This window comes from Nocardioides sp. NPDC054178, assembly GCF_055585005.1.
Map to the genome: position 1 here is coordinate 175,099 of NZ_JBVJKY010000003.1, position 15,029 is coordinate 190,127.

Here is a 15,029-nt window from a genome sequence, read left to right on the forward strand (position 1 = left end):
AAATTGACGCACAAACCCGCCGAGTCGGCTCGTTATGACGAGCCGACTCGGCGGGGTTTCTGGTCACGATGAGCCGACTCGGCGTCGGGTCAGGAGAAGTCGGCGCTGGCTCGCTTGGCCATCTCCAGGAACTGGCGGCGCGACTCGAGGTTCTCCTCGAGGCTCTTGATCTTGCGGGCGTCACCCGAGGACTGGGCCTTGTCGAGGTCCTGCTCGACCTGGGCGATGGCCTCCTCGAGCTTGGCGATCATGTCGTCGGCACGAGCGGACTTCTCCGGGTCGGACTTGCGCCACTGGTCGTCCTCGGCGGACTTGATGGCCTGCTCGACCTTGCGCATCGCGCCCTCGAGCTCCTTGATCCGGTCGCGCGGGACCTTGCCGGCCTCGTCCCAGCGCTCGGCGATGTCGCGGAAGGACCGCTTGACCGCGTCGAGGTCGTCGCCCTTCTCCAGCAGCGGGAGCAGCTCCTGTGCCTCGGCGAGCAGGCCCTCCTTGACCACCGCGTTCTGGGCGAACTCGGCGTCGAGCGCCGCGTTGGCGGCATCACGGGCACCGAAGAAGACGTCCTGGGCGGCCCGGAACTGCTTCCAGAGCTTGTCGTCGACGTCCTTGGGAGCCGGACCGGCAGCCTTCCAGTCGCGCATCAGGTCGCGGTAGCGCCCGGCGGTGGGGCCCCAGTCGGTCGAGCCGGAGAGCTGCTCGGCCTCGGCGATGATCCGCTCCTTGATCACCTTGGCGTCCTCGCGCCGGGCATTGAGCTCGGCGAAGTGAGCCTTGCGGCGACGCGTGTAGGCGGTGCGTGCGGTCGAGAAGCGCCGCCACAGCGCGTCGTCGGAGCCGCGGTCGATGCGGGGGAGCGCCTTCCACTGGTCGAGCAGCTCACGCAGCCGGTTGGCGCCGTTGCGCCAGTCGTTGCTCTGGGCCAGCTTCTCGGCCTCGGCGACGAGAGCCTCCTTGGCGACCTTCGCCTCGGCCGCCTTCGCGGCCCGCTCGGCCTTACGGGCCTCACGCTGGGTGGCGATGACCGGCGCCAGAGCGTCCAGTCGCGCCACCAGCGAGGCCAGATCACCGACCGCGTTGGCGTCGGTCACCTTCTCCACGACGGTCTTGACCGCCGCCGTCGCCTCGTCGGGCGACGTCTTACCCGCATGCACGCGCCGCTCGAGCTGCTCGACCTCGAAGGCGAGCTGGTCGAACCGGTTGGTGAAGAAGGCAAGCGCCTCCTCCGGCGTGCCTTCCGGGTATTGCCCCACGGAACGCTCGCCCTCAGCGGTCTTCACGTAGACCGTTCCGTCTTCCTCGACCCGACCCCACTGCTCGCTGGTCACAATGTCCCTACTCTTCGCATGAGGCGCTAACCTCTTATGAAATCTCCCCCGCCGGACACCGTGCTCGTCACAGTCCCGGTCGGCTCAACTTGCAGCTCCCCATGGTGTCCCGGCACACCTCGGGATGCCCATCGTAGTCAGACGCCACGATGCGGCGCTGCACTGTACCGCTGGATAGGGTGTTTCTTGTGTTGATCGCAGGCTTTCCCGCCGGTCCGTGGGGCACCAACTGCTACGTCGCCGCGACCGGTCCGGGCACCGAGTGTGTCGTGATCGATCCCGGGAAGGACGCCGCGAAGGGCATCGAGGAGATCGTCCGGGAGCAGCGCCTCAAGCCGGTCGCCGTGCTCCTCACCCACGGCCACGTCGACCACATGTGGTCGGTGACCCCGGTGAGCAAGACGTACGACTCCACTGCCTGGATCCACCCCAACGACCGCCACCTGCTGGCCGACCCGCTCCAGGGGATCTCGCCGGAGTCGGCGCAGATGCTGCTCGGCATGCCGCAGGGGACCTATGACTTCGTGGAGCCCGACGACGTCCGTGAGCTCACCGACGAGATGACCATCGACCTGGCCGGGATGAGCTTCCTGATCGACCATACGCCCGGGCATACCGAGGGGTCGGTCACCTTCCGGACTCCCTACCCCGACCACGCCGAGGTCAGTGACGTGATGTTCTCCGGCGACCTGCTCTTCGCGGGCAGCATCGGGCGTACGGACCTCCCCGGCGGTGACCACGCCACGATGCTGCAGTCCCTGACCACCAAGGTGCTGCCCCTCGCCGACGACATCGTGGTGCTCCCCGGCCATGGCGAACAGACCTCGATCGGGCGCGAGCGCGCCACCAACCCGTTTCTTCAGGACCTGATTACCACCTCATGAACAAGCCAACACCGCTCTCCGGGTTCCCGGAGTTCCTGCCGAGCCAGCGCACCGTCGAGCGCGAGGTCATCGCGACCCTGAGCCGCACCTTCGAGCTGCACGGCTTCGGCAACATCGAGACCCGCGCCGTCGAGCCGATGGACCAGCTGCTGCGCAAGGGCGACACCAGCAAGGAGGTGTACGTCCTCAAGCGGCTCCAGGAGCAGGACGAGTCCCGTGACAAAGGTATGGGTCTCCACTTCGACCTCACCGTCCCCTTCGCCCGCTACGTGCTCGAGAACGCCGGCAAGCTGGAGTTCCCCTTCCGTCGCTACCAGATCCAGAAGGTCTGGCGAGGCGAGCGCCCGCAGGAGGGTCGCTTCCGCGAGTTCGCGCAGGCCGACATCGACATCGTCGGGCGCGACACGCTGCCGTTCCACCACGACGTCGAGGTCGCCCGGGTCATGCTGGAAGCGCTCGGCAGGCTGACGTTCCTGCCGGGCTTCACGCTCCAGGTCAACAACCGCAAGCTGATCCAGGGCTTCTACGCCGGTCTGGGCGCCCCCGACGTCGAGGAGACCATGCGGCTCATCGACAAGCTCGACAAGCTGCCGGCCACCGAGGTCGGCAAGCTGCTGGTCGCCGAGGCCGGGCTGAGCGACGGGCAGGCCGCCAAGTGCCTCGAGCTCGCCACGATCACCGCCACCGACGACTCCTTCGTGGAGAAGGTCCGCGCGCTCGGCGTGGAGAGCGAGCTGCTCGAGGAGGGCCTGAGCGAGCTCGCCACCCTGATCAATGCCACCGCGCCGCTGAACACCGATTCCGTACGCGTCGTGGCCGACCTCAGCATCGCCCGCGGCCTGGACTACTACACCGGCACCGTCTTCGAGACCCGTCTCGACGGCTATGAGTCCCTGGGCAGCATCTGCTCGGGCGGCCGCTACGACGCGCTCGCCAGCGACGGCAAGACCACCTACCCGGGCGTCGGGATCTCGCTCGGCGTGAGCCGCGTCCTGGTGCCGCTGGTGGCCAAGGGCGTGCTCGACGGCGACCGCAAGGTCCCGAGCACGGTGCTGGTCGCGGTCGCCGACGAGGAGAGCCGGGCCGAGGCCGATTCGGCGGCCCAGCTCCTGCGCGCCCACAATGTTGCCTGCGAGGTCTCGCCCAACGCCGCCAAGTTCGGCAAGCAGATCCGCTTCGCGGAGCGCCGCGGCATCCCGTACGTCCTCTTCGCGACCGAAGGCGGCTACGAGATCAAGGACATCCGCACCGGCGACCAGGTCGCGGCCGACCCGGCCACCTGGACGCCCCAGAACGAGAGCGACCTGAAGCCCCAGGTCGTCGCGAACACCGAGGAGAAGAAGTGATCCGCACCCACGACGCCGGCACCCTGCGTGCCGAGCACGTCGGCCAGACCGTGACCCTCGCCGGCTGGGTAGGCCGTCGACGCGATCACGGCGGGGTCGCGTTCCTCGATCTGCGTGAGGCCAGCGGTGTGGTCCAGGTCGTCGTCCGCGACGAGGAGATCGCCCACGCCCTCCGCAACGAATACTGCATCAAGGTCACCGGCGAGGTCGTCGCGCGCACCGAGGAGAACCGCAACCCCAACCTCGCCACCGGCGAGGTCGAGGTCGTCGCCAAGGACCTCGAGGTCCTCTCCGCCGCGGCACCCCTCCCGTTCCCCATCGACGATCACGTCGAGGTCGGCGAGGACGTCCGCTACAAGCACCGCTATCTCGACCTGCGCCGCACCGCCCCCGGCAACGCCATCCGGTTGCGCTCGAAGGCCAACAAGGCCGCCCGCGACGTGCTCGCCGGCCACGACTTCGTCGAGATCGAGACCCCGACGCTGACCCGCTCGACCCCCGAGGGCGCGCGTGACTTCCTGGTCCCGGCGCGCCTGCAGCCGGGCTCGTGGTACGCCCTGCCGCAGTCCCCGCAGCTCTTCAAGCAGCTGCTCATGGTCGGCGGCATGGAGCGCTACTACCAGCTCGCCCGTGCCTACCGTGACGAGGACTTCCGCGCCGACCGGCAGCCGGAGTTCACCCAGCTCGACATCGAGATGAGCTTCGTCGAGCAGGACGACGTGATCGCCCTCGGCGAGGAGATCGTCGCGGCGCTGTGGAAGCTGATCGGCTACGACGTGCCGCTCCCGCTGCCGCGGATGACCTACGCCGACGCGATGGCGAAGTACGGCTCGGACAAGCCCGACCTGCGCTTCGGCATCGAGATCACCGAGTGCACCGACTACTTCTCCGAGACGACCTTCCGCGTCTTCCAGGCGCCCTACGTCGGCGCCGTGGTGATGCCGGGCGGCGCGAGCCAGCCGCGGCGTCAGCTCGACGGCTGGCAGGACTGGGCCAAGCAGCGCGGCGCCAGGGGCCTGGCGTACGTCCTGGTGCAGGAGGACGGCTCGCTGACCGGTCCGGTCGCCAAGAACCTCTCCGAGACCGAGGCCGCCGGTCTGGCCGCTCACGTCGGCGCCAACCCGGGCGACTGCATCTTCTTCGCTGCCGGGGCGCCCAAGTCGAGCCGCTCCCTGCTCGGCGCGGCCCGGCTGGAGATCGGCAACCGCCTCGACCTGCGCAAGGACGGCGAGTGGAGCTTCCTGTGGGTCGTCGACGCGCCGCTGCTCGAGCCGGCCTCCGAGGCCGTCGAGTCCGGTGACGTCGCGGTCGGTGCGGGGGAGTGGACCGCGGTCCACCACGCCTTCACCAGCCCGCAGGACGTCGAAGGCTTCGACAAGGACCCGGGCAACGCCCTCGCCTGGGCCTACGACATCGTCTGCAACGGCAACGAGATCGGCGGCGGATCGATCCGTATCCACCGCGAGGACGTCCAGAAGCGGGTCTTCGACCTGATGGGGATCGGCGAGGAGGCGGCCGAGGAGAAGTTCGGCTTCCTGCTCGACGCCTTCAAGTTCGGCGCCCCGCCTCACGGCGGCATCGCCTTCGGCTGGGACCGTGTCGTCGCCCTTCTGGCCGGCACCGACTCGATCCGCGACGTCATCGCCTTCCCGAAGACGGGTGCGGGTTACGACCCGCTCACCGCCGCCCCGGCGCCGATCACCCCGGAGCAGCGCAAGGAGGCGGGCGTCGATGCACGGCCCGCTCCTGCGGCGTCCGCCGAGGGCGAATCGGCGAACTGAGCGCACCTCAGTCAAATCCAACAGAGTCTCCGGGACCGGTCCACCGGTCCCGGAGACTCTTGGCGTTCTCCAAGGAATTGCGAGAAGGCGTCCCGATCTGCCGTATCACTGGTTGAAATCGGATCGTTACCGGTCCGGGGTCCATCCTGGCAAAGGGATCACATAGAGTTCCATCCGTCGACCTCGTGGGTCGGACGCTGCCGTGCGACGGCGGCACCCACAAATACGACTAGACAGAGGAACCATGAGCGAATCGGCCACCGTGTTCGAAGGTGAAGAACTCTCGGGTGGATCGACACCTTCTGCTTCGCCTGAGGAGGCGAAGAAGATCGCCGGCAAGTCGCCGATGAAGCTGGCATGGATGCGGCTTCGCAAGGACAAGCTGACGATGGTGTCGTTGACGGTGGTCATCCTGGTGGTCCTGGCTGCCATCCTGGCCCCCCTTCTCGTCAGGATGGGCGTGCTGGACCCGTTCAGCTACAACCAGGACCTGCTCGACGCGAACACCATTCCCGAGGGCCGGTTCAGCGGCGCGAGCCTCGAGCACCCGCTCGGCGTGGAGCCCGGCACCGGCCGCGACGCGCTGTCCCGGTTCTGGTACGGCATCACCTTCTCGCTGATCATCGCCCTCACCGCCGCCATCTTGTCGGTGGTCATCGGCGCGATCATCGGGATCATCTCCGGGTTCAGCGGTGGCTGGGTCGACGCGGGCCTGAGCCGCTTCACCGACCTGACGCTCTCGTTCCCCTCGACGATGATGCTGCTGGCGCTCTCGGCGCTCGGCCTCGAGCTCATCCAGATGGTGACGGGACTACCCAACGGCCCACTTGTCCAGGGGATCTACTGCACCGTGGTGCTCGCGATCTTCGGCTGGACCAGCACCGCCCGCGTGGTCCGAGGACAGGTCCTCTCGATCAAACAACGAGAGTTCGTCGAGGCGGCGATCGTCCTGGGTGCCTCCAAGTCCCGGATCTACTTCAAGGAGATCCTGCCGAACCTGTGGGCTCCGCTGCTGGTCCTGGTCACCCTGATGATGCCGGCCTACATCTCGGCCGAGGCGGCGCTGAGCTACCTCCAGGTCGGTGTGAAGCCGCCGACACCCACCCTCGGCAACGTGCTCACCGACTCGTTGAAGTACGCGCAGGTGGACCCGTTCTACTTCTTCATGCCCGCGATCATCATCGCGACGATCGTGATCTCGTTCAACCTTCTCGGGGACGGGTTGCGAGACGCCCTTGACCCCAAGGGTGACAGGTGAGCCTCGGGGCTCCGTCCACACACAGGTGACCCGCCCGGGACACCGATACGGCGTCAGTTGTCAGAGGCTGACGGCGACCACACCAAGGAGAAACGAATGCTCAAGAAGCGAGCTAAGTACGTAGCGGTCAGTGCCGCTGGCGTGCTCGGTCTTTCGCTGGGCCTGGCTGCCTGTGGCGGCGGGGACGGCGGTGGCTCGAGCTCGGCAAACACGCTGACCATCGTCGCTGAGGACCCGATCGACCACCTGGACCCGCAGCGTATCTACGTCGGCGAGACCATCTCGCACACCACGCGTCTGGTCTACCGCAAGCTGCTCTCGAACCCGTCCTCGACCGACCCCAAGGTCTCGAGCAAGCCGATCCCCGACCTGGCGACCGACGAGGGCACCTCGACCGAGGGCGCCAAGACCTGGTCGTTCACCATCAAGGACGGCGTGAAGTGGGAGGACGGCTCCGACATCACGTGTGAGGACTTCGCCTACGGCGCCTCGCGCAACTTCGCCGCCGACGAGCTCACCGGTGGTCCGGGCTTCTACCTGACCGCGAAGCTCGCCCTCAAGGGTGAGTACCCGGGCCCGTACACCGCGACCCCGGAGCAGCAGGCCGACTTCGACCAGGCCGTGACCTGCGATGGCAAGACCATCACCTACAAGTTCAAGTCGCCGTGGCCCGACTTCCCGCTGGCGATCTCGTCGCTGCACATGATGGACCCCTACAAGAAGTCCTTCGACAAGGGTGCCAAGAACGACGACAAGATCTTCTCCAACGGCCCGTACAAGGTCGACACCTGGAACGCCCAGAAGGGCGGCACCCTGGTGCGCAACGACGAGTACGACCCGGAGACCGACGACAAGTCGCTCCGCGAGGCGCTTCCGGACAAGGTCGTCTTCAAGTTCGGTGAGAAGGCGACGACCACCTACGAGAAGCTGTTCTCCGACAGCCCCGACTCGCAGGCGACCATCGTCAGCGGCTCGCGCGTCCCGCCGGAGTTCTACCCGCGTCTCACCGAGGCCGGCGTCAAGGACCGCTACGTCCAGGTCCAGTCGCCCTACGTCGACTACCTGGTGCCGAACCAGAACCAGATGAAGGACCCGAACGTTCGCAAGGCTCTGGCCCAGGCGACCGACGTCGAGTCCTGGATCGCCGCCGGCGGTGGCGAGAAGGCCTACACCCCGGCCGACTCGATCGTGAACCCGGCTGTTCCGGGCTACGTCGCCAACCCGGCGTACAAGGACCGCAACCTCAAGGGCGACCCGGCCGCGGCGAAGAAGACCCTGGCCGACGCCGGTGTCAAGACGCCGTACCCGATCACCTTCACCTACCCGCAGAGCGACACCGCTGACAAGCAGGCCGCCGCGCTGGTCCAGGGCTGGGAGGCCGCCGGCTTCAAGGTCACGCTCGACCCGCTGGGCGACGTCTACTACTCCAACATCCAGAAGCCTTCCAACAAGGCCGACGTGATGTGGGGCGGTTGGGGTGCCGACTGGGGCTCCGCGATGACCGTCACCGCGGCGCTGTTCGACAGCCGTCAGATCGAGAAGTCGACCAACGGCCAGAACTACGGCAACTACAAGAACCCGGCGGTCGACAAGCTGTTCGACCAGGCCGCCAACTCCGCCACCATCGAGGAGCAGAACAAGTTCCTCCAGGAGGCCGACGCGGTCATGGGTGAGGACGTCGCCTACATCCCGCTGGAGATCGCGACCTTCAACTGGGTCCACGGCTCCAAGGTGAAGAACTTCGTCACCACCGATGCCTCCTCGTCCTACCCGGACCTGGCGACCATCGACGTCGAGGACTGATCCTTCAGCTCCGCAACACCGTTCGGACGGCCCTGAGCCGTTCCGACCTTGGAGGCGGGGCTCGCCAGAGCCCCGCCTCCCCCCATGTACCTGGACACGATTCCCCCCGGACGACACCCCACGACGGTGGTCCGGCCGATCCCAATGAAGGTGAGACCCACCGATGGTCGCCTACATCATCCGGCGCGTGATCGTCGGTTTGCTCATGCTGGTGGCGATGAGCTTCATCGTCTTCGCACTGTTCATGAAGAACCCGGTCGACCCGGCTCAGTTCTCCTGCGGCAAGAACTGCCCCCCGGACCGCATCGAGGAGACCCGTCAGGCCCTCGGCTACGACCAGCCGCTGCTGGTCCAGTGGGGCAACTTCGCCAAGGGCGTCGTCGTCGGCCGTGAGTACCCCGCCGACGAGGCGATGCGCGAGGCCAACCCCGAGCTGGTCACCGAGTGCGCGGCGCCCTGCCTGGGCTACTCCCAGCAGCTGCAGATGACGGTCAACGAGGAGATCGCGGAGGCAGCTCCGATCTCGATCTCGATCGCCCTGGTCGCGGTCACCATCTGGGTCGTCTTCGGTGTGCTGTTCGGAGTGCTCGCCGCGGTCTTCAAGGGGTCCCTCGTGGACCGCGGAGTCGTCGGAGCCACGCTGTCCCTGTACGCGTTTCCGACCTTCTTCGTGGGTGCCTTGCTGATCAACTTCGTCGCCATCAAATGGGGGATCTTCCCCGCGCCGGGATACGTGCCTATCGCCGAGGGTGGCGTCGGGGAATGGCTGCTCCAGCTCATGCTCCCCGGGTTCACTCTCGCGGCGGTCTACATGGCGGGCTACGTACGCATGACCCGGGCGTTCGTCCTCGAGTCGATGAGCGAGGACTACATCCGCACCGCGAAGTCCAAGGGCCTCAGGGGCAACAAGGTGCTGTTCAAGCACGCGCTGCGCGCCGCGCTGACCCCGCTGGTGACGATGTTCGGTCTCGACGTCGCTGCGGTCCTCGGCGGCGCGATCATCACCGAGGACGTCTTCAACTACTACGGTCTCGGAAAGCTCGCGGTGACCGCGAACGAGACCTACGACCTGCCCACCATCGTGGGCCTGGTGCTGCTCCTCGGCGCTCTGGTGATCATCGCCAACATCGTCGTCGACGTCCTGTACGCCTTCATCGACCCGCGCGTGCGCGTCGCCTGACCCGGGAGTTGATCCATGACTGACCTCTCCAAGACGCCCGAGACGACGCCGGCCAACGATGGCGCGTTCCTCTCGGTGCAGGACCTGAAGGTTCACTTCGCCACCTCCGACGGCATCGTCAAGGCGACCGACGGCCTCTCCTTCGAGCTCGAGCGCGGCAAGACGCTCGGCATCGTGGGCGAGTCCGGCTCCGGCAAGTCGGTCTCCAGCTCGGCGATCATGGGGCTGCACCGCGGCACCAACGCCATCCTCAGCGGCCAGATCATGCTCGACGGTGTCGACCTGCTCAAGGTCAGCAACGAGGACATGCGCAGGCGCCGCGGTCGCGACGTGGCGATGATCTTCCAGGACCCGCTCTCCGCGATGCACCCGTACTACACGGTGGGCAACCAGATCATGGAGGCCTACCAGGTCCACAACAACGTGACCAAGAGGGAGGCGCGCAAGCGCGCCATCGAGATGCTCGACCGCGTCGGCATCCCGCAGCCCGACCGTCGCGTGGACGACTACCCGCACCAGTTCTCCGGTGGTATGCGCCAGCGCGCGATGATCGCGATGGGGCTGATCAACAACCCCAGCCTGCTGATCGCCGACGAGCCGACCACCGCCCTGGACGTGACCGTCCAGGCGCAGATCCTCGACCTGCTCCAGGACCTGCAGCGCGACTTCGACGCGGCGATCATCATCATCACCCACGACCTCGGCGTCGTGGCGGAGATGGCCGATGACGTACTCGTGATGTACGCGGGCCGTGCGGTCGAGTACGGTCCGTGCAAGGAGATCCTCACCAACCCGGAGATGCCCTACACCTGGGGGCTGCTCTCCAGCGTGCCGGACCTGACCGCGTCGACCGAGGCGAAGCTGATCCCGATCCGGGGCAACCCGCCCTCGCTGCTCAACCCGCCGCCGGGATGCGCCTTCGAACCGCGCTGTGACCACGTTGCGAAGGTGGGCGGCGACCTGTGCCGGACGACCCTTCCCGCGCTCACCCCGGCCAACAGCGGTGGCAACCACACCAAGCGGTGCCACATCAAGAACGCCGACGAGGTCTACGAGGCAGAGATCCTGCCCGAGATCGCACCTGACCTGGTGGAGGACTGATGAGCGACACCACGACCGCCCCCGCGGCCTCGGTCGCGCCCGAGAGCACGGAGGCCGTGCTCTCGGTCGAGAACCTGAAGATGCACTTCCCGGTCAAGGGCAGTGGCGTGATCCGACGTACGGTCGGGCACGTCAAGGCCGTCGACGGGGTCTCCTTCGAGGTGGCCAAGGGCAGCGCCCTGGGCCTCGTCGGCGAGTCCGGTTGTGGCAAGTCCACGACCGGCCGGATGGTCACCCGGCTCTACAAGCCCACCGAAGGCAAGATCGACTTCGAGGGCACCGACATCGCCAACTACTCCGGTCGGCAGCTGCACCCGATGCGCCGGGAGATCCAGATGATCTTCCAGGACCCGTCGACGTCGCTGAACCCGCGTCACACGGTCGGCTCGATCATCGGCGCGCCGCTGCGGATCCACAACATGGTGCCGAAGAACAAGGTGCTCAGCCGGGTCCAGGAGCTGCTCGAGATCGTCGGTCTCAACCCCGAGCACTACAACCGCTACCCGCACGAGTTCTCCGGCGGCCAGCGCCAGCGCATCGGCATCGCCCGGGCGTTGACCCTGCAGCCGAAGCTGCTCGTCGCCGACGAGCCGGTCTCGGCGCTGGACGTCTCGATCCAGGCCCAGGTGATCAACCTGCTCCAGGATCTGCAGAAGGAGTTCGACATCTCCTTCCTGTTCATCGCTCACGACCTCGCCATCGTTCGTCACTTCTGCCCCGAGGTCGCGGTGATGTACCTCGGCAAGATCGTGGAGATCGGTGACCGCGAGTCGATCTACGAGCACGCTCACCACCCCTACACCCAGGCGCTGCTCTCCGCCGTGCCCGACGTGAAGCAGGCCGCGATCGGCGGCCGTCGTGAGCGGATCCGGCTGGAGGGCGACGTACCTTCGCCGATCAACCCGCCCTCGGGCTGCCACTTCCGCACCCGCTGCTCCATCGCCAAGGACATCTGCTCCGTGGTCGAGCCGCCGCTGCTGCAGATCGGCAAGAAGCACAAGGTCGCCTGCCACTTCCCGGGTGAGATCCACCAGCACCCGGAGAAGCCGGTCACCGCGCCGCTCCTGGGCGTCGACGAGTTCGGCGCGCCGGACCCGGGCGCCAGCCCGGCCGAGGTCCCGGGCGAGGGACCGGGCTATGCCGACACCTGGTACGACCTGGCGAACAACTCGCGAGGTCGTGCCTGAGGATCTCCCGTATCTCGGCGAGATTACGAAAGACGGTCCGCAGCCTATGGCTGCGGGCCGTCTTTGTTTCGTATGTGTCACGCGTCACCGTCGGTATCGAACCGTTATCTGTAGTCCCGCCCGAAGCGCTGCAACTTGGCATAACTTGAGGCACCGCGTTGGCTCGGGCCCGCGCGAAGTGGTCTGGTCTTGGGCGTACCGAGCCTTGGCATCGAACGGAGATCCGAGCGTATGACTGTGTCCGAAGTGTTGATCCAGGGTGCTGAGGATCCTGAGATCAGTCCGGAACCGAGGACCGGCGACGTCGCGGGCCGTTCGCCGATGCGCATCGCCATGGACCGCCTGCTCTCGGACAAGGTCGCGATGATCTGTGCCGGGATCGTGCTGCTCTTCGTCCTGATCGCCATCTTCGCCCCGCTGCTGTGCAAGCTGTTCGGCGTCGAGGTGCGTGCCGGCGACCCGGTCGCCGACACCGACTCGTTCAACTACCCGGTCATCGGCCCGCCCAACTATGGGTTCACCTGGGAGGCGCCGCTCGGCCTGGAGCCCAACTCCGGCAACGACCTGCTCGCCGAGTGGTTCTACGGCGCGCGTACGTCCCTGCTGGTCGCCACGATCGCCACGATCGTCTCCACCGTCGTCGGTGTGGTGCTCGGCCTGATCGCGGGCTACAGCCGCGGCTGGGGTGACCGGGTGATCACGTTCGTGATCGACCTCTTCCTGACGCTGCCGTTCCTGCTGGTCGCGATCGCGATCTCGCCGATGCTCGTGGAGCGCTGGCGGGAGAACCCGACGATGCTCGACAACGCCTCGCTGATCGCGCTCATCGTGATCCTCTCGATCTTCGGGTGGATGGGCCTGGCCCGGCTGATCCGCGGCGAGGTGATCTCGCTGCGTGAGCGCGAGTTCATCGAGGCCGCCTACGTCCTCGGGATGCCGACCCATCGGATCCTGTTCAAGGAGCTGCTGCCCAACCTGGTGGCGCCGATCGTCGTCTCGTTCTCGCTGAGCCTGCCGGCCACGATCGCCGCGGAGGCGACGCTGGCCTACCTCGGCGTCGGCGTCACCGGGCGCCCGTCCTGGGGACAGACGATCCTGCGGGCCCAGAGCTGGTTCGACGAATACCCCTTGTACCTCTACGCGCCGATCGTCGGGATCGTGGTCCTGGTCTTCGCGCTCAACCTGCTCGGAGACGCCATCCGCGACGCCTTCGACCCCAAGTCTTTCCGGTGAGCACGTCGTCGGAGAGAGGCATCAACCATGGAAGGTGGAAATCTACGATGCAATTGAAGAGAACAGTGATCGCGGCCAGCGCGATCGCTGCGCTGACGCTCACCGCTGCGTGTGGTGGCGGGGGTGGCGGTGGCGAGGACCCGGCCGGTGAGTTCAAGGCCGGCGGCGGCGCCGGTGCCGGCAAGGACGCCACGGCCGAGGGGCCGCTGGAGATCCCGAGCGACGCGAAGAAGGGCGGCACGATCACCGTGCTGTCGAACAACGCCCCCCACACCCTCGACCCGACCCGGACCTACTACACCGACTCCGGTGCGATCATGTCCGGTCTGGTGACCCGCTCGCTGACGCAGTACGTCTACGACGAGAAGACCGGCGACTCCGTGCTCGTCCCCGACCTCGCCACCGACCTCGGTCAGGTCTCCGAGGACGGCCTGACCTGGACCTTCGAGCTCAAGGACGGGATCAAGTACGAGGACGGCACCGACGTCACCGCCGAGGACGTCGTCTACGGCATCAAGCGCTCCTTCGCGGTCGACACGCTGACCGACGGCCCGACGTACCAGCTGACGTTCTTCAAGGACGGCGACAAGTACAAGGGTCCGTTCGCGGACACCGACGCCGAGCTCAAGAAGCTCCCCGACTACGACGCCAGCGCCGGCTGGTACGGCGGTGAGGACTACGACGGCGTCGAGGCCGACGGCAACAAGGTGATCATCCACCTCACCCAGCCGTTCCCCGAGCTGGACTACTACGCCTCGTTCCCGGTCTTCTCGCCGATCCCGAAGGCCAAGGACAAGGACCCGCTGGCCTACGAGAGCCACCCGATCGCGACCGGCCCCTACAAGTTCGAGACCTACAAGCCCGGCGCCTCGCTGACGCTCGTCAAGAACGACCAGTGGGACCCCGACACCGACCCCGGCCGCTTCCAGGCCGCCGACGCCTTCGACTTCAAGTTCGCCCAGGACACCGCGAAGCTCGAGAACCAGATCCTCGGCGACAAGGGCGCGGCCCAGTCGATGATGACCTACGACGACGTCACGCCGCCGACCTACAAGTCGATCAAGGAGGGTGCACCGGACAACCTGATCGAGGGCACCTCGCCGTGCACGTACATGTACCGGCCGGACCAGACCAAGATCACGGACAAGAAGGTCCGTGAGGCGATCAGCTGGGCCTACCCGTACCAGGCTGCCTGGAAGGCGTCCGGAGAGATCGTCGGTGTCACCATCGAGCCCGGCACCTCGCTCCTGCCGCCGGGCACCGCGGGTCGCGTCGAGTACCAGTACCCGAAGGGTCAGGACGGTCAGACCACCGACCCGGAGAAGGCCAAGGCGCTGCTGAAGGAGGCCGGGGCCGAGGGCTTCGAGCTGAAGTGGCACTACCAGCGTGACGACGAGAACTCGGTCGCCAAGAAGGACCAGATGGTCAAGGGCTTCGAAGCGGCCGGCTTCAAGGCGACCCCGGTCGCCTCGACCGACGAGACCTACCGTGACGACGAGAGCAACCTGGACGCTCCGGTCAACCTCCGCTACGGCGGCTGGTGCTCCGACTGGCCCTCGGGCGGCTCGTGGTTCCCGGCGCAGTGGATCGGCTCGAACGCCAACAAGCCGGGCATGCCGAACCCGACCAACTTCAAGGAGGCCGACGCCGACGCGAAGCAGGCCGAGATCCTGAAGCTGGACGCCGACGAGGTCCCCGCAGCCTGGGGCGAGTTCGACAAGTGGATGCAGGAGACCTACATGGTCGAGATCAACGCCGGCTACGACGCGAACGCCTTCATCAAGGGCTCGCTGGTCGGCGGGGTCGTCAACGACCCGGTCAAGGGCATGCCGAGCTTCTCCATCATGTACCTCAAGTGAGGTGATCCGGCCGGCGTGGGCGCACCCCACGCCGGTCGGACCCACCGCTAGAACACCGCAGCTCCGGGC

General features: G+C 67.0%; 11 protein-coding genes. 10 read left to right on the forward strand and 1 reads right to left on the reverse strand.

Features of this window, described 5'->3' with window-relative positions:
- Positions 1-89: 89 nt before the first annotated feature.
- A complete protein-coding gene (locus ACZ6WN_RS13400) occupies positions 90-1,328 on the reverse strand; it encodes a DUF349 domain-containing protein (protein ID WP_465865137.1) in 1,239 nt (412 codons plus the stop codon).
- A 188-nt stretch (positions 1,329-1,516) separates the two neighbouring features.
- On the opposite strand from ACZ6WN_RS13400, the gene ACZ6WN_RS13405 reads away from it, so the two are divergent.
- The 10 genes from ACZ6WN_RS13405 to ACZ6WN_RS13450 all read left to right on the forward strand — a co-directional run bounded on the left by ACZ6WN_RS13405 (position 1,517) and on the right by ACZ6WN_RS13450 (position 14,960).
- The gene (locus ACZ6WN_RS13405) at positions 1,517-2,212 is read left to right on the forward strand and encodes an MBL fold metallo-hydrolase (RefSeq protein WP_465865138.1); all 696 of its coding nucleotides are present in this window, start codon (positions 1,517-1,519) and stop codon (positions 2,210-2,212) included.
- Complete coding sequence (gene hisS, locus ACZ6WN_RS13410) at positions 2,209-3,558, forward strand: histidine--tRNA ligase (RefSeq protein ID WP_465865139.1); 1,350 nt, start codon at positions 2,209-2,211, stop codon at positions 3,556-3,558. Before ACZ6WN_RS13405 ends, hisS begins: the two co-directional genes overlap by 4 nt.
- Complete coding sequence (aspS, locus tag ACZ6WN_RS13415; protein WP_465865140.1) at positions 3,555-5,339, forward strand: aspartate--tRNA ligase; 1,785 nt, start codon at positions 3,555-3,557, stop codon at positions 5,337-5,339. Before hisS ends, aspS begins: the two co-directional genes overlap by 4 nt.
- Before the next feature lie 244 nt (positions 5,340-5,583).
- Positions 5,584-6,597, forward strand: coding sequence for an ABC transporter permease (locus ACZ6WN_RS13420; RefSeq protein WP_465865141.1), 1,014 nt, complete (start codon positions 5,584-5,586; stop codon positions 6,595-6,597).
- A 96-nt stretch (positions 6,598-6,693) separates the two neighbouring features.
- Entirely contained in the window at positions 6,694-8,400 is a 1,707-nt protein-coding gene (locus ACZ6WN_RS13425; RefSeq protein ID WP_465865142.1) for an ABC transporter substrate-binding protein, read from the forward strand.
- 163 nt (positions 8,401-8,563) lie between these two features.
- Positions 8,564-9,580 carry an ABC transporter permease gene (locus ACZ6WN_RS13430; RefSeq protein WP_465865143.1) on the forward strand — a complete coding sequence of 339 codons (1,017 nt, stop codon included), beginning with the start codon at positions 8,564-8,566 and terminating at the stop codon, positions 9,578-9,580.
- A gap of 15 nt (positions 9,581-9,595) precedes the next feature.
- A complete protein-coding gene (locus tag ACZ6WN_RS13435) occupies positions 9,596-10,681 on the forward strand; it encodes an ABC transporter ATP-binding protein (protein WP_465865144.1) in 1,086 nt (361 codons plus the stop codon).
- Positions 10,681-11,868: an ABC transporter ATP-binding protein gene (locus ACZ6WN_RS13440; protein WP_465865145.1), complete on the forward strand. Its 1,188-nt coding sequence runs from the start codon at positions 10,681-10,683 to the stop codon at positions 11,866-11,868. Before ACZ6WN_RS13435 ends, ACZ6WN_RS13440 begins: the two co-directional genes overlap by 1 nt.
- Before the next feature lie 231 nt (positions 11,869-12,099).
- Positions 12,100-13,101 (forward strand): ABC transporter permease, encoded by a 1,002-nt coding sequence (locus tag ACZ6WN_RS13445; protein WP_465865146.1) that lies wholly within the window; start codon positions 12,100-12,102, stop codon positions 13,099-13,101.
- 47 nt (positions 13,102-13,148) lie between these two features.
- Positions 13,149-14,960, forward strand: coding sequence for an ABC transporter substrate-binding protein (locus ACZ6WN_RS13450; RefSeq protein WP_465865147.1), 1,812 nt, complete (start codon positions 13,149-13,151; stop codon positions 14,958-14,960).
- Positions 14,961-15,029: the final 69 nt, after the last annotated feature.

Bases quoted from the DNA above. Each gene is read 5' to 3' on its own strand.
- hisS (WP_465865139.1), top strand. From the start codon at position 2,209: ATGAACAAGCCAACACCGCTCTCCGGGTTCCCGGAGTTCCTGCCGAGC.
- ACZ6WN_RS13420 (WP_465865141.1), top strand. From the start codon at position 5,584: ATGAGCGAATCGGCCACCGTGTTCGAAGGTGAAGAACTCTCGGGTGGA.
- ACZ6WN_RS13425 (WP_465865142.1), top strand. From the start codon at position 6,694: ATGCTCAAGAAGCGAGCTAAGTACGTAGCGGTCAGTGCCGCTGGCGTG.
- ACZ6WN_RS13430 (WP_465865143.1), top strand. From the start codon at position 8,564: ATGGTCGCCTACATCATCCGGCGCGTGATCGTCGGTTTGCTCATGCTG.
- ACZ6WN_RS13435 (WP_465865144.1), top strand. From the start codon at position 9,596: ATGACTGACCTCTCCAAGACGCCCGAGACGACGCCGGCCAACGATGGC.
- ACZ6WN_RS13440 (WP_465865145.1), top strand. From the start codon at position 10,681: ATGAGCGACACCACGACCGCCCCCGCGGCCTCGGTCGCGCCCGAGAGC.
- ACZ6WN_RS13445 (WP_465865146.1), top strand. From the start codon at position 12,100: ATGACTGTGTCCGAAGTGTTGATCCAGGGTGCTGAGGATCCTGAGATC.
- ACZ6WN_RS13450 (WP_465865147.1), top strand. From the start codon at position 13,149: ATGCAATTGAAGAGAACAGTGATCGCGGCCAGCGCGATCGCTGCGCTG.